Here is a 19,032-nt window from a genome sequence, read left to right as displayed (position 1 = left end):
AGCCGGCACACAGCCCGCTCCCCCCGGCTGTCAGCCCTGCGCGCCCCGCCCCCACAGCCGCTCATAGCGCCAGCCGGTCAGCGCTTCCACCACCTGACGGTTCTCCGGCGACTCGGCCTCGGTCTCGCCGGCGCGCAGCCGCTCCACCTCGTGCACCAACACCGCATGGGTGCGGGCATTGAGCCGGAACGACCAGGAGATGGCCAGCCCCAGCAGCATCACCACGATGGGCCCGCCCACCATCAGGGCGACGATGGTGTGGATGGCCTCGGGCGTCTGCTCGACCACCTGGCCCGGGCGGGTCTTGGGCGAGATGTAGCCGCCCGCGTCGATGATCCAGCCACTGAGGATGATGGCGCCCGACTGCGCGAGCTTGCGCACCAGGGTCATCACGCCGGCGAACACGCCTTCGCGCCGCTGGCCGGTGACGGCCTCGTCAATGTCGGGCAGGTAGTTGTAGACCGACCAGGGCACGAAGTTCAGCGTGCCCCGGCCGAGGCCGGCCAGCACGATGGGCAGGAAGAGCCAGAAGATCAGGCCCGGCGAAAAGCCCGCAGCCGCCGGATTGAAGGCCGCGAAGATATTGCCGCCCAGCGCCTGCAGCCCGGCGCTGAATCCGGCCGGCTGCACCAGGAAGAACACCAGGTACAGCAGCAGGGCCGCGCCGAAGAAGCTGATCGCGATGCGGTAGGCCAGCAGCGGCCCGGTGCGGATGACGATGTTGATCGCCACCATCACCGAGACCAGCTGGGCCACGTACATCACCGTCATCAGCTGCGAGATCACCAGCGTGGCGCCGGCCAGCACCGTGGCCACGAAGATCGGGAAGGCGGTGTTGAAGATGTCTTGCGACAGGTAGCCACCGAGGTAGAGGCTCAGGTGCTGGCGGAAGGCGCGGATCTTCAGCGTGGAGAACAGGTCCTTGAACATGTCCACCGGAATCTGCAGCGCCGTCTTGAGGCTCGGGCCCTTGAAGGTCTGCGACAGCGCGGACAGCTCCTTGGGGCCGTAAGGCCGCTCCCAGGTGGTCAGCACCACGATCAGCACCACCACCGAGAAGATGACGCCGAAGATCGCCGCCATCCAGAAGAAGGTGTCCGGCGAGTCCTTACCGCCGAACTGGCTGATGAGCAGCGTGGGCAGGTAGGACGCGAGGATGGCCGAGCTCTGCGCCACGATCATGCGGGCACCGGCGAACTTGGCCTTCTCGGCGTAGTCGCGGCTCATCTCGGCCGCCAGCGTTTCCCAGGGGATGAGAAACATCGTGTACAGCAGCTCGAAGAAGATGAAGCAGAGCAGGTAGTAGCTGAAGCTGTGGCCGGTGCGGAAGATCAGCGCAAAGCTCGGCAGCAGCGGGATGGTGATCAAGAGGAACAGCTTGCGCCGGCCGATCTTGTGGCCCACCCAGGTGTGACGCAGGTGGTCGGACACATAACCGATCAGCGGGCAGGTGATGGCCTCCAGGAGGCGCGGCAGACCGAGTATCAGCCCCGACTCCACGGCGGAGAGGCCGCAGAAGGTGGTGAAGAAATAGAACAGCCAGCCGGTGATCACCGCCTGCGCACCCGCACCCAGCATGTCGCCCGAGCCCCAGCCCCAGTAGTTCACCCAGCTGGGGATGCGCACCTTTTTGTAGTCTCCGGCCATCTTTTTCTACCTGTCTCTTCTGTTTCGCATTCGGGCCGAGCGCCGGGCCGTCCCAAGCCGGCCCGGTGGTCGATGTCTGCGGCTCAATGTCGCAGGCGTCGGCGTCCCCTCGGGGGACCGACCAGATGTGCCCGCGTTCAGCGCGGCGCATCTGGGCGAGGGGCTCAAATGAATCTGTACATGAACTCGCCCATCGTCAGGAGCGCCATGGCTTGACCGAAGGGCATCGAGGTCAAGGGGATGTCCTTGTATTCCTGGATGCTGTTGAACACCGGCGTGCCGAAGCTCACCTGGGTCAGCTCGCCCGCGTCATTGATCTTGGCGCGCACGGCCTTGGCCGCGCTGATGCCCAGGGCCTCGTACTGCTTGCCGAGGTAGCCCTTGCGCACCGCCTTCAGGATGCCGTAGGCGAAACCGGCCGAGGCCGCCGCTTCTTCGTACGAGCTCTCGTCGTCGAGGATGGTGCGCCACAGGCCCGAGGGTGCCTGGCACTTGGCCAGCGCCTTGACCTGCGCTTCCAAAGTCTCGATCAGGAAGAGGCGCAGCGCATCGTCTTCCTGCAGGTCCAGGAGCTCGATGAACTCGGGGATCACGATGGTGACCCAGCTGTTCCCGCGCGCCCAAAGCGCATTGGCGAAGTTGTGGCGGCCGTCGAAGGTCCAGCCGTGGAACCACAGGCCGGTCTTGCGGTCGGTCAGGTACTTGATGTGGATGAGGAACTGGCGCTTGGCCTCTTCCACGTAATGCGGCCGGTTCAGCAGGAGGCCGATCTTGGCCAGCGGCATCACCGACATCATCAAGGTGTCGTCCCACAGCTGCTGGTAGTTCACGCTGTTGTAGACGATGTGCTGGAAGCCGCCCTCCTCCGTGCGCGGCAGGCCGCTGTAGACCCACTCGCCCCAGGCGTCCAGGTACGGCAGATAGGTGCGGTTGCCGGTGCGCTCGTACAGATAGGCGAGCGTGAGGAAAGGCGCCACCGTATTGATGTTGCGCGAGGGCGTGCCCTCCTTGAAGCGGGCCTCGAACCACGAGGTCATGATGTCCCAGGCCTTCGAGTCGCCGGTCATCTCCCAGACCTTGTAGACGCCGTACAGGCCCACGCCCTGCGTCCATTCCCAGCCATTCCAGCTCTTGGTGTCGAGCACGCGGCCGTCCGCCAGGCGCAGCAGGAACTTGCCCTCGTCGTCGCGGATGTTGATCAGGTTGTGGATCAGGCGGTCGATCGCATCGCGGTAGTCGGCCTGGCTTGCGCCCAGGGCCGCCACGTGGTGCGACAGCAGAGGGTCGATCTTGGAAGAGTCGGTCGGGAAAAGAATCTGTTGCTGATTGCTGCTCATGGCTTGTTGCCCTTGTCGTCTCGCGCGGCCGCTTGATCAGCAGCCACTGCTTCATAAAACTCGATCTCGATCAGGCCCAGCTCGCCCTTGCCCACGAACTGCTCGCCGGTCGTGGCGTTCTTCTGGTCCACCAGCTCGGTGATGCCGGCAAAGGCCTCGCGCGCCTCGCTGCCGCCGAGGACCTCGATCATCACCCGAGTTCCCGGTGCCGAGGGGCGCAGCGCGAGCGTCACATAGCCCAGGCTGCGCGGCGTGGCGCCCCGGAACACCTCCTGGCCATCGACCGTGATGCGGATGGGATAACTGCGGGCGCGAAAGCCCGCCGTCTTCAGCGTCACCTCGGTGAGCCGGGCGGCGCGTGCGAGGGTGAAGCTGATCGGCTGCTTGCCGGACCAGGCCGTGGTCTCGTTGTCGTCAATGGCGCGTTGCGGGTCGTTGCCGTCGCTGGCGGCCACGCTGGCCACGGGCACGGCGATGCGGCTCGGCTTGAACGAAGGCGTGGCCGGCGTGGGGCCGCGGTCCAGGCGACCAGGCAGATCGGCGCCCGCGATGCTGCCGGGCTGGACGGCCACCGAATCGAAGGCGATCTGCGCGGATTTGAGGCCTGCGGACTTCGCCGTGACGGTGATGCGGCCGGCCTCGGTGCTCGTACGCACCAGCACGCGATTCACGCCACCTTCGACGGGGAGCATGCGCGAGAGGATGTGGTTGTCCGGCCCCTGCGCAATGCCGCCGCGCCATTCGGCCGGGCCGCTCAGTTCGATATCCACGCTGTTCAGTGCAAGGGGGTGGCGGCGCCCCTTGGCATCTACCACCTCGACCTCCAGCAAGGCCAGGTCCGCACCATCGGCCCGAAGCGCCACCGGCGAGGCGATGCGCGTGAGCTTCAAGGCCACCGGCGCGCTGATGGTCTCGCGCTGGTCCTCGCAGACCTTGCGGCCTTGTGCGTCGTAGCCCACGGCCTTCAAGACGCCCGGCTGCCAGGCCACATCGGCAAAGGTGAAAAGGAAGCCGCTCGTCGGCTTGGCTCGGCCCAAAGACTTGCCATTCAGGACCAGCTCGACCGTGGCCGCGCTGGAGACCACCGTGACGCTCTTGCGCACGCCGGCCGCATAGTTCCAGTGGCCGACGAGGTGAGCGCGGGGCCGCTCCACATCCACCCAGCCGTCCCACATCACCTGGTGCGCGAAGAAGCCGTCCTTGGCGATTCGCATAGCATCCACTTCGCCGCTGCGGCGGTAGTTCTCTGCGCCGCGGTGATGGGTGTTGCTGTCGGAGAAGATGATGTTCAGGCCGCCGCCATTCACCCGCGTGCCGGTACCCGGCCGCTCGCGCCAGAAGTCGTACCAGCGCACCACATTCTCGATGGCGTGAGAGTCCTGGTTGCGGTTGTAGACACTGGCATCCGCGCCGTTGTAGAGCGGACCCTCGCCATCCTTGTGGAAGGGCGGCGAGAACTCGTCCCAGTACTTGCGCAGGCCTTCGTCGCGCGAATACTCGGTCTGCCAGAAGGGCTGGCGGGCGCTCTTGTTCACGTAGAGCATCTCGCCGCCGTACTCGGCCTCGCGGCTGCCCAGCATGTCGCGGCTGCCGGCCGCCCGGCCGCCGTGCGGGTCGAAGCGGTCGCGCAGCGCCTTCATCTCGGCCATGTGCGCCTCGCTGATGCCGTTGTTGCCGGACTCGTAGACCAGCACGCTGGGGTTGTTCCTGAAGTAGATGATGGCGTCGCGCATCACCTCGGTGCGCATCACCCAGGCGCGGCCCTGGGCATCGCGCTCGGAATCGCCGGCCGGCAGCATCTGCATCAGGCCCACGCGATCGCAGGATTCCACGTCCTGCTTCCAGGGCGTGATGTGCATCCAGCGCACCAGGTTGGCGCCGCTCTCCACCATCAGGCCATTGCTGTAGTCGCTGAGCCAAGGCGGCACCGAGAGGCCCACGGCAGGCCATTCGTTGGAGCTGCGCTGCGCATAGCCCTTCATGTGCAAGGCCCGGTCATTGAGCCTGACCATGCCGTTCGCAAACTCGGTCTTGCGAAAGCCGGTGCGCGTAGCCACGCTGTCGAAGACACGCCCTTCAGCTTCCAGCGAAGTCGTCACCGTGTAGAGATAGCCGTAGCCCCAACTCCAGAAATTGAGCCCGGCCACGCGCGCCGAGGCCTTGGCCGTGACCGCCTCGCGCGGTGCCACGGTGTAGCGGCCGCCGTCGAAGCTTGCGACCGTCTTGCCCGCCGCATCCTGCACGCTGACCTTGTAGACGAACGTGCGCGGCGCCGCATCGTCGTTGCGGATCTCGGACTCGGCATGCACGGTCGCGCTGCGGCCGGCGATGTCGAAGTCTGTCGCGTAGACGTAGACACCGGTCGTGCCCAGGTGGGCATAGAGCGGCAGCGTCTGGTAGACCTTGTCGGCGATGTGCAGGCGAACGTTCTTCGAGAGGCCGCCGTAATTGGCATTGAAGTTCCGATCCGACCACTGGAAGCGCGCGCCGCTGAGCTGCTCGCGGTAGGCCCAGTCGTTGTCGGTGCGCACGGCCATCACATTGACGGCGGGTGCCGGCTTCACCGCATCCGTGATGTCGAAGCCGAAGGCCGTGATGCCGTTCTCATGCAGGCCGAGGCGCTTGCCGTTCAGCCAGACCTCGCCCGCCTGACGCACGCCTTCGAACTCGATGAACACCTTGCGCCCTGCGATGGTCTTGGGCAGCGTGAAGCTCTTGCGATACCAGGCGATGCCGGTGGCGAGGTCCTTGATGTCCTTCTTGAAGGCCTCGTCCTCGTTCCAGGCGCGCGGCAGGGTCACGGCCTTCCAGCCGGTGTCGTCGAACTTCAGCTCCTGCGCGCCGGCCACGTCGCCCACATGCAGGCGCCAGCCGGCGTTGAAGTCGAGCTGCTCGCGGGGCTGCGCCACCGCGGCACCGAAGCAGCAAAGCAGGGCCAAGACGACAACCAGGCGCTGGATCATGGTTTGCTGCTCAGTTGGATCCGAGCCGATGACAGGCCTGGCGCACTGGCCTCGATCGCGCCCTGCAGGCCTCGCAGGATGGCCAGGCCGCGGCCTTGGTAGGTGGCGTGGACGGCATCGCGCGGATCGTCCACATCGGCCAGGTTGCCGTTGCCTATGCCGAGGATCTCCAGGGCGCCGTCGAGCTTGAACGTGATGCGCTGGTCGGCATCCGGCACGCGCACGCCGTTCGCATCGACGACGCGGTACTCGATATGGCTCACGCCGTCGCCGGCCGTCTCGGCCGCCAGCTCGATGCGCGCCGCCGGCCCGGCCGTCTTCAAGACGAACTCGGCCACCGGCTTGCCGGCACGCAGGCCCACGGCCTTCAGTTCGCCGGCCTGATACGGCACGGTCCAGCTGAACACGCCCTCCACCGCCGCGCTGCGCGGCTGGCTGCCGATCAGCCGGCCGTTCAGAAGCAGCTGGATCTCATCGCAATTGCTGTAAGCCGAAACGGTGAGCGTCGCACCCGCCGGCCAGTTCCAATGCTCTTCCACCTTGGCACGGCGCTGCTGATCCAGCAGCGGCGTGCCCTGCCCCGATTGCGAGGCGTTCAGTTGCGCGCTCTGCAAGGCCGCAGCGATGTAGACCATGGGCTTGTCGCTCCACAGGCTCTCACGGAACCAGCCGCGCGGCTTCTTGAAGCTCGCCAGGTCCAGCAGGCCGAAGTCCGCGCCGCGCTGCGGCCAGCGGCCGGCCTCGCCCAGGTAGTCGATGCCGGTCCAGAGGAACTGGCCGGAGATGTACTCGGTGTCGCGCACCACGGCCCAGGCGCTGTAGTCGTGCCGGTTCTCGCTGCCATAGATCACGCGGCGCGGCTTCGCCGCATGGTCGGCCGCGTAGCGCAGCTCCTGGTAGTTGTAGCCGGCGATGTCGAGGATGTCGCCAAAGCCGACCGCATCCGACATCTCCACATGGGCCATCGCCGCCGTCACCGGCCGGCTCGGGTCCATGCGCTTGAAGGCAGCCACCAGCGGCTTGCCCAGGCGCACCAGCTCACTGGCCGGCGGGTTCTCGGGCCGGTACTTCTTGCCCAGGACAGGATGCGAGAACGGGTCGTTGGCGTAGTCGACCTCGTTGCCTATGCTCCACATGATGATGCTGGGGTGGTTGCGGTCGCGCTTCGCCATGTCCTCGATGTCGCGCACGCCCCAGGCCTCGAACGACTCACCATAGCCATGGCGGCCCGGCTCGCCCACGTTCCAGCCGGCGATCCACTTGCGCTTGGTCGGCGCGAATTCGTCGAAGGCCTCGGCCTGCACCAGGAAGCCCAGCTTGTCGGCCAGGGCCAGCAGCTCGGGCGCCGGCGGGTTGTGGCTGGTTCGGATGGCGTTGACGCCCAGCTCGCGCAGCTTCAGGAGGCGCCGCTCCAGCACCGACTCGGGCACGGCCGCACCCAGGCTGCCGGCATCGTGATGCAGGCACACACCCTTGAGCTTCAGCGATTGATCGTTCAGGAAGAAGCCGTGATCAGGATCGAAGCGCGCCGTGCGGATGCCGAAGGGCGTGCTTGCTTCGTCCAGCACCCGACCGCCCTGCTTCACTTGCTGACGCAGGCTGTAGAGCGCGGGCGAGGCCAGCGACCAGCGCTGCGGCTGGTTGACGACGAGGCGCTGCGGCAGCACGCGGCTCTCGCCCGCCGTCAGCTGCAGCCGGCTCTCCAGCCGCGCCACCACGCGGCCCTGCGGATCGAGCAGCTCGCTCAAGAGGGTCAGGCCTTGCGCCTTGGGCGTGGCGTTGACCACCTCGGTGTCGATCTGCACCTGGGCCTTGGCTGCACTCACCTGCGGTGTGCGCACGAACGTGCCCCACTGCTCGATGTGGACCGGATCCTTGATGACCAGACGGGCCAGCCGGTAGATGCCCGAGCCCGTGTAGTAGCGCGAATCGGTCTGGCGCGAGTGGTCGACGCGCACGGCAATCACATTCGGCGCATCGAAGCGCAGATAGGGCGTGAGATTCAGCGCGAAGCTGCTGTAGCCGAAGGGCCGGCCGCCCACGTACTGGCCATTGATCCAGACCTGCGAATGCTCGTAGATGCCATCGAACTCGACGCTGACCAGGCGGCCGCGCTGCGCCGCAGCCAGCGAGAACTGCTTGCGATACCAGCCCACGCCGCCGGCCGCATAGCCGTTGCCGCTGCCGTAGCTGGCGCTGAAAGGCTCCTCCTGGCTCCAGTCATGCGGCAGCTGCACCGAGCGCCAGTTCTTGTCGTCGAAGCCGGGCGACATGGCCGCGCCGGCATCGCTCTTGCTAAACAGCCAGCCCTCGTTCAAGGGCCGGACCTCGCGCGGCGCTGCACTGGCCAGGCTGCTGAGCAGGGCCAGCGTCGCGATGGCGATACGCCAGGGCTTCAGGATCGTCATCATCGGTTCAGCGCTGCAGGTAGCGGGGCTGAGGCACGGCTTCGAGCTTCACGCCGCCGCGCGCCGCATGCAGGCTCACCAGCTTCACAGCCTCCAGCGCATTGGCCGCCTGGCCATCGGTGGTGACCGCCAAGGCAATCGTGTTCTCGCCGTTTGGATTCAGGATGCCCGGCGGGATCACGAAGACCCGCTGCGGCCCGATGTGGGCGATGAACTGGCCCATGTTCCAGCCGTTCACGAAGATCAACGCGCGGTTCTCCACCTCGGAGCGCGGCTTCGTGGTGTCGCCAAAGGCCAGGCCCAGCTGGATGTCGTGGCCCTGGGGCAGGTCCAGCTTGAAGGTGGTGCGCAGCCAGTAGCTGCCCGGTGCGGGCGGTGCGGCGCTGGGGGAGGCCGACTCCCAGCCGGTCTTGAAGTCGCGGTCGCGCGCGGCCGGCAGGTGCCAGCCCATGCGCTCGCCATAAAGACCGCCGCTGTTCATCGGGCCGCGCACCAGGTCGGCAATGTCCTCACCGCCCTTGTTGCCCTGGATCCTCCAGGCGATGGGCGTGGCGAAGCGCTGGCCGCTGCGCGTGGTCAGCGAGGCCGAGATCAGGCCGCGCGCTTCCTTGTGCACGTCGTCGGCAAACAGGTCCCAGTTGTGCGAGTTGTTGCGCACCAGGACCGACAGGACATGCTCGCCCGGGGTCAGGTCTTGCAGCGTCTTGCGGAAGGTGTCGGTCGTCTCCGGGAACGGCCGGCCGGTGTCGTGGTCTTGCTGGCCGATGAACTGCCCGTCCAGCCAGACCTGGATCAGGCCTGCGCCACCGCCGCCGAAGAACAACTCCAGGCGGTTGGCCTTGGGGTCCGTCACCTTGAAACGGCCGCGGTACCAGACGTCGCCATGGTGGAAGCCGTACTCGCTCATCGACAGCACCGGCTGGCCCTTGTCTGGCGCGGTGTAGACATTGGAGGCCGCACCACTGGCATCGGCCTTGCGCCAGGCGCTGTCGTCGAAGTCGGGCTTGGATTCCAGCGAATCCCAGCGGCGGGTCCAGGCCTGCTGCATCAGGTCGGGCAGCAGGAACTTGTCCGGGCCCTTCAGCAGGGCCGAGGCTTGCAGGCTTTCGCGCTGTGGCTTGCTGGCCAGCTGCTCGCCGTTGAAGGCCAAGGACTTGATGCTCGATGGCACCCAGACGCGCAACGCGCTGTCGGCTTCCGTGTCGCCGGTGAACGAAAGCGCCGAGCCCTTCACTTCAGCCGCACGCAGCAAGGCCGCGCTCTGAGCCAAGACAGCGCCCTGGTTGCTATGAAGCTTCCAGAACTGCCAGCCGGTCTTCTCGTCAGCGATCAAGAGCACGAGCGGCGCACGGCCGCCGCCGCTGATCTTCAGCTCGATCAGGCCTTGGTGTTGATAGTTGAGGCGCAGGTCGCCGGTCCTGGCATCGAAGGCCACAGCAGCCTGGCCCGCCAGCACATCAACCTTGGGCTGGGAAGCAAAGCGCAAGACCGTCTCGCCGTCTTCACCCGCACGGCCGTAGAACAGGGCGACGTCCCGCTCACCCTGCTGCAGATGCGTCTGGATCTCCGACGTGGAATAGACCAGGTGCTGGCGCTCGAGCGCATACGAGGCCAGCAGCATCTTGGCGTCCTGCCCCGAGAGCTGCAGCGTGCCCGCTTGCGGTACGCGGTAGCTGCCATCGCGGGTCGTCAGCGGGAACGTGAAGCGCTCGGTGCCGGTGTTGCTCGAAGGGTTCTGCACCGCGAACAGCACATGCGTTCCCAAGGCCTTGTTGAGGTTGTGATACAGCTTGATCTTGTCGGTGGACGGCGCAATCACCTCGCCCTTGTCCATCTGCGCCAGCACCGGCGCGGCGGCCTGCACGAAGCTGCCCATCTGCTTCAGGACATAGGCCTTGTCGCGCAGCACACGCGCCTCGCTGATCGGCGAGCCGTAGTCATACGAGGTGTAGACGATGGGCCCTGGCTGCCAGCCCCAGCTGGTGCCGCCAAAGGCCATGTAGATGGAATGGATGGTCAGCGAGTTGATCAGGCTGGTGCCATAGAACACGCGCTGATAACCCGGGCCTTGCCGCTTGGCCGTGCATTCGTAGGTGCCGTTCGAGCCCCAGTAGTCGAACCAGCCGGCGCCGATCTCGGCGACGAAGCCGGGCGTGTTGGGTGAGGCCAGTGAGCCGACCTTGGGCACATTCGTGCCGTAGATGCCCCAGTCCGGCGCGCGGGCGGGCGCACCAGGCTCGGCATCCACGCCGCAGACACCACCGGGGTAGCCGTCGAAGGCATAGAGGTCGGTCGGGCCAGGGTTGGCAAACGGCGCGGTCGAGTTCTTGGGCGTCCAGTCCGGCAGGCGCGAGGCCGCGTTGTGGAACAAGGGCACGGTGATGCCGTCGGCCCGGGCCTTGTCGGCCAGGTGCTGCATGTGGCGGATGTTCTTGGGCTGGACCGAGAACAGCTCGTTCTCGATCTGGTACGCGATGACCGTGCCGCCACCATCGGTGATCTGGTGGCGCGCGAGGATGGCGTTGATCTGGGTCATCCATTCATCGGCCGCGTCCTGGTACTCGGCCGCATCGGTGCGCGCCTCGGCGCGCTGGCGAAACAGCCAGCCGGGGAAGCCGCCGCCGGTCAGTTCGGCGTTCACATAGGGGCCCATGCGGGCGATGACAAAGAGGCCTTCCTCCTCCGCCATCTGGATGGCCCGCTCGATGTTGCGGACATTGCTGAAGTCGTAGTGCCCCGGTTTGGCCGAGTGGTAGCCCCAGGAGAAATAGAAGGACACGGCGTTCAGCCCCGAGGCCTTCATCTTCTGCAGCACGTCGCGCCAGAGGCTGGGCGAAGGCAGGCGGAACGGGTGGAACTCGCCGGCGAAGATCATCTCGCGCTTGCCATCGATGATCAGCGAGTAGCGGTCCCAGGCGATGGACTTGGCCTTGCCCTTGGGCGTCAGCGCCTTCTCAAGTGCTTGGGTCTCCTCGGCGATCACGGTGAAGTGCCGCACGGTGCCCGAGACGCCGCCAAGCTCCTTCTTCTTGCTCCAGCTCAGGAAGCCGTCGAAGCTGTCCGAGTACCAGTAGCGCTTGGTCGTGTAGTCGTCGAAGTAGATGCGCCAGCCCTTGCGACCATCGGCACCGGTGATCGGCGCCAGCGCCTGGCCTTCAGACGGGCCGCCCCAGCCGGCCCAATCGCCCTGCTTCACGAAGGTCCACGGGCCCGCCAGCGAATCGGCCGTGGCCAGCTCGATCAGCTTGGTGGTCTCGTTCTTGGTGAAGGCGTGGTGCTTGCCGTCCATCAGCACGACGAAGGTGTCGATGTAGTTGCCCGAGAGGCCTTGCATAGGCACCGGCGCCGAGAACTTCGAGAAAGTCGCATCCAGCGGCGTCATGTAATACGCGGCGAACGGGCCTTCGGTGCCTTGGGTGGAGAGCGACATCACCAGTTGCCAGCGGCCATCCTTGTCGCGGAACCATTCGGGCGCCCAGACGTTCTTGAGACCCGGCAGCGGCAGGGTCACGTCGGCCACATGGGTCCAGCTCTTCAGGTCTGCGGACTTGGCGATGCCGAAGGTCTGGCCCGACCAGTTGGTCGTGTAGGCGATGTAGTAGAGGCCGTCCGCCGCCCGCATGATGGACGGGTCGCGCAGCAGTTCCTTGGCCGGCGTGTAGACCTCGGAGGCCAGCGTCGTGAAGTTGATGCCGTCGTTCGACGAGAACAGGCTCAGCGTGTTCTGCGAGGTGGCCATGAAGGCCGACATCAGGTATGTCAGCTCGCCCTTCTTGACCGGCGCAACGGAGGTCTTGGTCGCTGCAGGCGCGGTGTTGAGCAGCTGAGCCGGCAGGTCCTGCGCTTGCGCGCTGAAGGCGAGCAGACCCATCGCGAAGCCGGCCAGCAGGCCTCGCATCCGATCAACGCGCAGCATTGGCGGCTCCAGCAAGATAGGCAGCGAAGGGGTTGCCCGGCAGCGCCCGCAGACCCTCGACCACGCGCTCCGCATTGAAGCGGGCGCCGGCCTCGTTGGTGTGGGTGCGTGCGTCGGAGAAGAAGCTGTTGACCTTCTCTTCGCCGATCGTCTTGTAGCCCGCCGTGACCAGCATCGTCAGGTCGATGAACTGCGCGCCACCGGCCCTGGCCACCTGCTCGCCCCATTGCGCGAAGCTCTCGAAGTCACGGCCCTGCTGCCATTTGTCCTTGTGCGGGATCGGCGAGAGCACGACCACGGTCGCGCCCTTGGCGCGCGCGTCGGCGATGTAGCGGGCCATGTACCAGCCGAAGCTGTGCACCAACTCGCTTGTGCCGTCCGGCTTCGGGTCATCCACCGTCTCGGGGCCGATGCCGGGGCCGGAGGCGCGGCGCTTCATGGCCGGATCGCCGATGCGGCCGCCATCGTTGTGGCCGAACTGGATGAGCACGAAGTCGCCGGCCTTCAGCTGCGCCATCACCGCATCCCAGCGGCCCTCGGTCAGGAAGGTGCGGCTGCTGCGGCCGCCGATGGCGTGGTTGACGATGTTGATCTTGTTCGAATCGAAGAAGGGCGCGATGCGTTCGCCCCAGCCGTAGGCGCCGTTCTGGCCGCCGCTCTTGACCGTGGAATCGCCGACGATGAAGAGGCTGGGCAGCTGCGCATTGACGGGCGCCTCCTTGGCCACGCGAGCCGCGTCGACCACGGGTCGGTCGTCTTCCTTGGGCTTCGCCACCGGGGGAATGAGCTTGACCTTGTCCGCCGCGACGAAGTACTCGGCCGGCACGGCCTTCAGCTGCTGCAGCGTGGCCACCACGACCTGCGCGTTCAGGAGCGCGCCCGCCCAGTTCGTGTGCACCGATTCATCCGGCGTCACCTGCGGGAAGAGCTTCATCACCGCCTCGCGGCCGAGCGCCTCGTAGCGCTGCGCCACCAGTTCGTTCAAGTCAATGAAGGGCACACCCTCCTGCTTGGCCACCTCCGCCGCCCAGCCAGCGTAGCCATTGCCGCTGGATCGGCCCACCTTGCCCGATTCATCCCAGCGCTTGCGCGGCACCGGCGACACGATCACCGGCTTCACCCCGAGGGCCTTGGCCTCGTTGATGTAGCTGCGCAGATACCAGCCATAGCTGTGCACCGTCTCGGCCTGCTTGGTCAGCTCGTTGACGATGTCCTGACTCTCTTCACCTATGCCCTTGATCGTTCCGCGCGCGCGGCTCGCGTCATTGATGGCACTCGAATCGTTGTGGCCGAACTGGATCAGGAGCGTGTCACCGCGCTTCAGCAGGGCGCGGGAGCGCTGCCAGTGACCGCCGCTGATATAGGTGCGGCTGCTCAGGCCACCGATGGCTCGGTTGACCAGGTTGACCTTGCTCGCGTCGAAGTAGGCGGCAATGGGCGTGCCCCAGCCCCACTGGCCTTCCACGCCAAGGTTCTGGCCGTCGTCGCGACCGTTGCGCACGGTGGAGTCGCCGATCAGCAGGACGGTGGGCAGGGCCGGATTGGCCGGCTCGGGCAGCACGATTTTCAGCGCGCCCAGCGGGTCGGTGTTCACGGCAGGCGGCAGGGGCTGCGGCGCCTGGGCTTGGGCACACAGCCAGGTCAGGGAGGCAAGCAAGCCGGCGGAGATTCCGCAGAGCTGACGAGAGAGAGTCATGGGCTTTGTCTCGAAATGCGGGCGCTGTGCGCCCTGTTGCCACGCGCTGGACAGCCCATGACCTGTTTGGCGGCAATGCTAGAGGGATTCGCACCAAACGAGGCATCGGCGCACCAATAACGCATCATCGTGAGCGATTCGGATTCGACCGCTCACGGCACTGCGCATTCCGAGGGTGCGTGGCTACCATCGCGCCACCTCAGATTGCACAGCTTTGGCTCACGAACACGATGAACACGACCCTGCGCGCCGCCTGCTCCCTGCTCTGCCTCACGATGGCTTTCGCCCAACCGGCGCTGGCCGAGATTGGCAAGCGGTTTCCGTCAGAACGCAAGGTCGTGATCGACCCGGTGACGGGCACGCCGCTGACCTTCCTGACCACGCAGCAGCATGGCGATTCCAAGATCTACCAGACGCATCCGCAATGGACCTCGGACGGCCAGTGGCTGATCTTCCGCTCCGCGATGGTGGCCGGCGAAGCGATGGCCGTGAACGAGCAGACCGGCGACATCGTGCAGGTCACCGAGGGCGGCTACGACGGCATGCTCAACCCGGCGCAGAAGAGCATGCGGCTCTTCTTCCTGCGCGACGCCGAGCCGCGCGCCAAGGGCACGCCGCCGGCCGTTGAAGTGAAGAAGCAAGTGGTGGCGGTGGACCTCGCCCGCCTGTTTGCCGACAGCAAGGCTGGCAAGCTCAAGAGCGCCGATCAATACCAGCGCATCGTCGGTGAAGTGCCGGCCGAGCTGGGCGCGGTGGGCGACACAGCGCTCGATGCCGATGAAGACTGGTTCTACTTCCGTATCACGGCCAAGGCGGCGGCGGGCAAGCACCTGCCACCCGGCACCAAGATCGAAGCTCCCTTCGGCCCGCGCAATATGGGCGCCGGCCCGACCGGCATCGCCAAGATGAATGTGTCGACGGGCGCGATTCAGCATGTGGTTTCCGTACCCTTCCAGATCGGCCACATCCAGGCCAATTTGTGGAACCCGAGCGAGCTGGTGTTCAGCTGGGAGACCGGCGGCAAGTCGCCGCAGCGCACCTGGACCGTGAAGGGCGATGGCACTGGCTTGCGCCCGCTCTACCCCGAGTCCGCGCATGAATGGGTGACGCACGAGGCCATCATCGGCAAGGACGAAGTCGCGCTGGCCATCATGGGCCACCGGCCGATTCCCGGCGTGGAGAACAAGGGCCCGGCGGGCACCGGCGTGGAGGGCGCCAACCCCGGCCAGGATGCAGCTTGGGGCCCATCCGGCACCCGCGAGAAGCCGACCGGCCTGGCCATCGTCAACCTGCGCACCCGCGAGATGCAGATCGTCGGCCAGACGCCTTCGGGCAGCGGCCTCTGGCATGTGCATGGCTCCGCCGACGGTCGCTGGGCCGTGGGCGACGACTTCGCGCGCGGCCTCTACCTGATCGACCGCAAGACCAGCGAGATGATCCTGCTCAGCGCCGGCCACAAGGACACCGCCCGCGACCACATCCACCCCACCTTCAGCCCCGACGGCACCCGGATCCAGATTCAGTCCGCCATGCTGTCGCCCGACGGACGCGGCATGAACATCGTGGTGGTGCCGGTGCCGGGGGCGTGGTTGAAGCGGCCGGTGGCGGTCAAGCCTTGAACAGCCGCGCTAGCGCGAAGCCCGCGCCGTCAGCCAGATGAAGTCCGTGCCCTGAACGCGCTCCGAGCGCAGATCGAATCTGCTGAGCGTCGCCTGGCCAAGCAAGGGAACGCAATCTGCACAGACCACGGCAGGCACATTCGTGAGCTCAAACGGCCCAACGCGCAAGGTGTCGATCACGATCGCTCGAGCGGTTACCTTGCGCCCGTCAGCCGTTCGCATCTGCGCGTCGGGATCAACAACCCTGTAGAGGGCTTTGGAATCTTGCAGAAGCCGTTCGCTGAGCGTCGTGACCGAGGCACCCGTGTCAAGCACGAAGGGCCAGGGTCGAGCTTCGGCGATGGTGACCGGAACGAAGTAGTGGCCGTTCATCATCGGCACTCGCAGTGAAGCGAGTTCGGGCGCGACGGAACCAGCGCCGCGCCCCAATATGCTCTCGATGGACATCCGCTGGGCCGAGAAGTACGCCGGACGGCCATGCGACTCGAGCGACTCGTCATAGGCCTGCAGCAAGGAGATTGCCTCATAGGGACGTCGCGCTGCCACCAGCAGTTCGGCCAGCTTGCCACGCACGTCCACTTGTCGCGCATCAACGGACAGCGAGCGATAGAACCACTTGATCGCCTCGTCGTTGCGACCGAGCTTCTGAAGGCTGTCGCCGTAGAAAGCGAACATGTCGTAGCCACCGCTGCCAGCCGCGATGGCACGTTGGAACTCGATGATCGCTTCTGCATCCTTGCCGCGGCGATTGAGCGTGCGTCCCAGCCAGGCAGCGCCACGAGCGTCATCCGGTCGCAGGCGCAGATAGTCGCGCCAGTTTGACTCTTCACAGCGCAGGTCGCGGGCACGCGCGCACTCCATCGCGAGCCTTTCAAAGTCCGCTGCCGTGAGCTGCTCATGGTTGAACCAGCGTTGGCCATAGCCACGGACGGTCAACAGGTGAGCGCAGAGCATTAGCAACACCGCAGCACAAGTGATCGACACGACCTTGAGGCACGAGCGCATGCCACGCTGGCTGTCGAATACCAGTGCCGTCCCCAGGACCAAGCCGGGCAGAAACAACGAGCCGATGACTGCCCCGAAGGCGTAGCCAACGCCCGCGTTCTCGGGCAGATTGAAGGCGAGGTTCCAGGCCATCACGGCGATGACAGATCCAACAGCAAGCATCCACAACAGCGCGCCGGGTCTCTGTTCACGCTCGCGCGCCACATTCATGAACGAGGGTTCCTCGGCATTGATCGGAATGCCATCCAAAGTCCCAAGACCGGGCTCAATGCGACGCAAAGGTTCTGTCATGCGAGATCTGACTAAATTTCGAAGAGGCGCCATTCTCAGTGCACTCTTGCATTGCAAGTTCGCTCCGTCGAGTGAGCGATCCCCTCTCAGGATGACGCAGCGCCCGACGGAGGCGGCATGAACATCGTGGTGGTGCCGGTGCCGGGGGCGTGGTTGAAGCGGGCGGTGGTGGGCAAACCTTGAGCTGAGGGCTGGGCGGTACAATCCTCCCCGACCCCTGTCCTCCCAAGACGGGTGACACGCAAAGTCGGCTGCCCTTGGCAAGCGACTTCCTCTTTGGCCTGCTGAGCAGCGGCCATCCGAGCCACCACACGCTCCCGCCGGGCGATTCAAGCCCGCGCCTCTGACTGAACAAGATTTCCAACACCGCCATTTCCATGGGCAAGTTCGTCGTCTCGCCAGCGACACATCAGACCGACTGCGGCCGCTTTCGCGCCTCTTTCTCGGTTCATCGAGCCAAGGGCAACGGCAGCTACTGCCGTGTGTTCCGGTTCGACAAGACCTTCGCCTCGCGCGACGCCGCGCGACTCTTCGCGGTCACCCAGGGCTGGCTGCAGGCTTGCATGCCGAACCCACCTTCCTGCTGAGCATCTGCGCTCGCCGGATGCTGAACGCCCCCCCTCCCCCCCCGCCGCGGCCCCGTGTCGCACCCACGCGCCCTGACGGTGCGCCGTTACCCCAGAAAGGCTCTCCCATGACCAGCAAACTCTACGTCGGCAACCTGCCCTACTCGGTGACCGACTCCAGCCTGAGGAGCAATTTCTCGGCCTACGGTGGCGTGTCCTCCGCCCGGGTCATGATGGACCGGGACACCGGCATTTCCAAGGGCTTCGGCTTCGTGGAAATGGCGTCTGCAGAGGACGCCGAGAAGGCCATCGCCGCGCTGAACGGCATGTCGGTCGACGGACGCTCCATCGTCGTCAACCCGGCCCGCACCCGCGAAGCCAGCAACAGCTCAAGTGCCTACAGCGCGGAAGGCTACCGGGCGGCGAAGCGTTCCGACGTTGGCTACGGCAACGGTGGATTCGGCGGCGGCCGCTACTGAACAAGCCTGCAGGCTCCTGCGAAAGACCGACTCTCCTGAGTCGGTTTTTTTTCGCCCTGGCCCTGTGCGCGCTGGAGCAACGATGGATGACCAGGTCCATCGAGCTGATCCGTTCGAAGTGGCCAGGCCCTGTGCCAGCCCTCAGTAAACTCGGCGCGCGAGGGAGCATCCATCCAATGGCATCGACAGTGACAGTCCCCGAGAACCTCCACGAGTTCGCCGACGAGCAGAGCTTCCACGACTGGCTCGCCCAGCATCACGACACGGCAGACGAGGTCTGGATCAAGATCCACAAAGTGAGCTCGGGGCTGCCTTCGATCACGCCCAAACAGGCCATCGACGTGGTGCTTTGCTGGGGCTGGATCGACGGCTTGCGCAAGGGCTTGGACGGGACGAGCTATCTGCAGCGCTACACGAAACGGCGCAGCAAGAGTGTGTGGAGCAAGATCAACGTCGCCAATGTGGCGCGCCTGATCAAAGAAGGCCGGATGACCGAGCACGGACTGGCGCAAGTGCAGGCGGCCAAGGCGGACGGCCGCTGGGACCGCGCTTACGGCAGCGGCAAGGACATGAAGATCCCTGACGATCTCCAGGCGGCCATCGACGCCGAGCCCCAGGCCCGGGCCATGCTGGCAAGCCTCAGCGCGCAGAACCGCTTTGCGCTCGCCTTTCGCGTCCACAACATGAAGACAGCGGCCGGGCGCGAGAAGAAGATCGCGAGCTTTGTCGACATGCTCAAGCGCGGCGAGACGATCTACCCGCAGGGAAAGAAGCAGTGACCCGACCTTCACGCATTGCAAGGAGCAGCCCCCCATGAGCATCGTTGTCTTCTGGCTCGAAGCCGACGCCAACCCCGCCTCCCAGGCCTTCCTGGGCAGCCAGTTGGTCGAGGCGCTCGCGCACGCCGAGCGAAAGCGGCGCGAGGGCAGGCACCACGTCATCATCTCGACGGAACTGGCGGAGAGCGTTGGCAGGCCCGGCGTGGCCACGGTCGCCGACCGCAAGCTCCCCGATGGCTCCGACTACGAATGGTCGAAGGCGCATCGCGGCAAGAGCCCGCCGCGAACGCGCCGCTGAGCGGGGCCGCCGTGCTGGCTTGATCCGG

12 protein-coding genes are annotated in these 19,032 nt (G+C 66.0%); 5 read left to right on the top strand and 7 right to left on the bottom strand.

The features are described from left to right. Window positions 1–30 precede the first annotated feature (30 nt). The 6 genes from J7U46_RS20650 to J7U46_RS20625 form a co-directional block, all read right to left on the bottom strand. A complete protein-coding gene (locus tag J7U46_RS20650; RefSeq protein ID WP_282829087.1) occupies window positions 31–1,647 on the bottom strand; it encodes an MFS transporter in 1,617 nt (538 codons plus the stop codon). 164 nt (window positions 1,648–1,811) lie between these two features. Next, window positions 1,812–2,984 (bottom strand): glycoside hydrolase family 88 protein, encoded by a 1,173-nt coding sequence (locus J7U46_RS20645; RefSeq protein ID WP_282829086.1) that lies wholly within the window; start codon window positions 2,982–2,984, stop codon window positions 1,812–1,814. After that, complete coding sequence (locus tag J7U46_RS20640) at window positions 2,981–5,947, bottom strand: DUF4982 domain-containing protein (protein ID WP_282829085.1); 2,967 nt, start codon at window positions 5,945–5,947, stop codon at window positions 2,981–2,983. Before J7U46_RS20640 ends, J7U46_RS20645 begins: the two co-directional genes overlap by 4 nt. Then, window positions 5,944–8,358 carry a glycoside hydrolase family 2 TIM barrel-domain containing protein gene (locus tag J7U46_RS20635; protein WP_282829084.1) on the bottom strand — a complete coding sequence of 805 codons (2,415 nt, stop codon included), beginning with the start codon at window positions 8,356–8,358 and terminating at the stop codon, window positions 5,944–5,946. Before J7U46_RS20635 ends, J7U46_RS20640 begins: the two co-directional genes overlap by 4 nt. Before the next feature lie 4 nt (window positions 8,359–8,362). Further along, on the bottom strand, window positions 8,363–12,271 hold the full coding sequence (locus J7U46_RS20630) for a beta-galactosidase (protein ID WP_282829083.1): 3,909 nt from the start codon (window positions 12,269–12,271) through the stop codon (window positions 8,363–8,365). Continuing rightward, window positions 12,258–13,967, bottom strand: a complete 1,710-nt coding sequence (locus J7U46_RS20625) for a rhamnogalacturonan acetylesterase (protein WP_282829082.1) — start codon at window positions 13,965–13,967, stop codon at window positions 12,258–12,260. The genes J7U46_RS20630 and J7U46_RS20625 overlap by 14 nt, the downstream gene beginning before the upstream one ends. Window positions 13,968–14,197: 230 nt before the next feature. Between J7U46_RS20625 and J7U46_RS20620 the strand changes: the two genes are divergently transcribed. Continuing rightward, complete coding sequence (locus tag J7U46_RS20620; protein WP_282829081.1) at window positions 14,198–15,586, top strand: hypothetical protein; 1,389 nt, start codon at window positions 14,198–14,200, stop codon at window positions 15,584–15,586. Between the two features lie 9 nt (window positions 15,587–15,595). Here J7U46_RS20620 and J7U46_RS20615 read toward each other — a convergent pair whose 3' ends face one another. Beyond that, the gene (locus J7U46_RS20615; RefSeq protein WP_282829080.1) at window positions 15,596–16,882 is read right to left on the bottom strand and encodes an aspartyl protease family protein; all 1,287 of its coding nucleotides are present in this window, start codon (window positions 16,880–16,882) and stop codon (window positions 15,596–15,598) included. Between the two features lie 377 nt (window positions 16,883–17,259). On the opposite strand from J7U46_RS20615, the gene J7U46_RS20610 reads away from it, so the two are divergent. From J7U46_RS20610 to J7U46_RS20595, 4 genes are all read left to right on the top strand, one after another. Then, complete coding sequence (locus J7U46_RS20610; RefSeq protein ID WP_282829079.1) at window positions 17,260–17,469, top strand: hypothetical protein; 210 nt, start codon at window positions 17,260–17,262, stop codon at window positions 17,467–17,469. A gap of 107 nt (window positions 17,470–17,576) precedes the next feature. Continuing rightward, the gene (locus J7U46_RS20605; protein WP_282829078.1) at window positions 17,577–17,927 is read left to right on the top strand and encodes an RNA-binding protein; all 351 of its coding nucleotides are present in this window, start codon (window positions 17,577–17,579) and stop codon (window positions 17,925–17,927) included. An 86-nt stretch (window positions 17,928–18,013) separates the two neighbouring features. Then, window positions 18,014–18,706 carry a YdeI/OmpD-associated family protein gene (locus J7U46_RS20600; protein WP_282829077.1) on the top strand — a complete coding sequence of 231 codons (693 nt, stop codon included), beginning with the start codon at window positions 18,014–18,016 and terminating at the stop codon, window positions 18,704–18,706. 34 nt (window positions 18,707–18,740) lie between these two features. Further along, window positions 18,741–19,004 (top strand): hypothetical protein, encoded by a 264-nt coding sequence (locus J7U46_RS20595; protein ID WP_282829076.1) that lies wholly within the window; start codon window positions 18,741–18,743, stop codon window positions 19,002–19,004. The last annotated feature ends 28 nt before the right edge of the window (window positions 19,005–19,032 follow it).

Source organism: Pelomonas sp. V22 (assembly GCF_030014915.1).
Lineage (GTDB): Bacteria > Pseudomonadota > Gammaproteobacteria > Burkholderiales > Burkholderiaceae_C > JAUASW01.
Note: the sequence above shows the minus strand (reverse complement) of the source record. Positions and strands in the feature narration are given on the sequence as shown.

What these genes read in the sequence shown, in the direction of transcription:
- J7U46_RS20605 (WP_282829078.1), top strand. Translation starts at nt 17,577, where the DNA reads ATGACCAGCAAACTCTACGTCGGCAACCTGCCCTACTCGGTGACCGAC.
- J7U46_RS20595 (WP_282829076.1), top strand. Translation starts at nt 18,741, where the DNA reads ATGAGCATCGTTGTCTTCTGGCTCGAAGCCGACGCCAACCCCGCCTCC.
- J7U46_RS20600 (WP_282829077.1), top strand. Translation starts at nt 18,014, where the DNA reads ATGACCAGGTCCATCGAGCTGATCCGTTCGAAGTGGCCAGGCCCTGTG.
- J7U46_RS20625 (WP_282829082.1), bottom strand. Translation starts at nt 13,967, where the DNA reads ATGACTCTCTCTCGTCAGCTCTGCGGAATCTCCGCCGGCTTGCTTGCC.
- J7U46_RS20630 (WP_282829083.1), bottom strand. Translation starts at nt 12,271, where the DNA reads ATGCTGCGCGTTGATCGGATGCGAGGCCTGCTGGCCGGCTTCGCGATG.
- J7U46_RS20645 (WP_282829086.1), bottom strand. Translation starts at nt 2,984, where the DNA reads ATGAGCAGCAATCAGCAACAGATTCTTTTCCCGACCGACTCTTCCAAG.
- J7U46_RS20650 (WP_282829087.1), bottom strand. Translation starts at nt 1,647, where the DNA reads ATGGCCGGAGACTACAAAAAGGTGCGCATCCCCAGCTGGGTGAACTAC.
- J7U46_RS20615 (WP_282829080.1), bottom strand. Translation starts at nt 16,882, where the DNA reads ATGACAGAACCTTTGCGTCGCATTGAGCCCGGTCTTGGGACTTTGGAT.
- J7U46_RS20610 (WP_282829079.1), top strand. Translation starts at nt 17,260, where the DNA reads ATGGGCAAGTTCGTCGTCTCGCCAGCGACACATCAGACCGACTGCGGC.
- J7U46_RS20640 (WP_282829085.1), bottom strand. Translation starts at nt 5,947, where the DNA reads ATGATCCAGCGCCTGGTTGTCGTCTTGGCCCTGCTTTGCTGCTTCGGT.
- J7U46_RS20635 (WP_282829084.1), bottom strand. Translation starts at nt 8,358, where the DNA reads ATGATGACGATCCTGAAGCCCTGGCGTATCGCCATCGCGACGCTGGCC.
- J7U46_RS20620 (WP_282829081.1), top strand. Translation starts at nt 14,198, where the DNA reads ATGAACACGACCCTGCGCGCCGCCTGCTCCCTGCTCTGCCTCACGATG.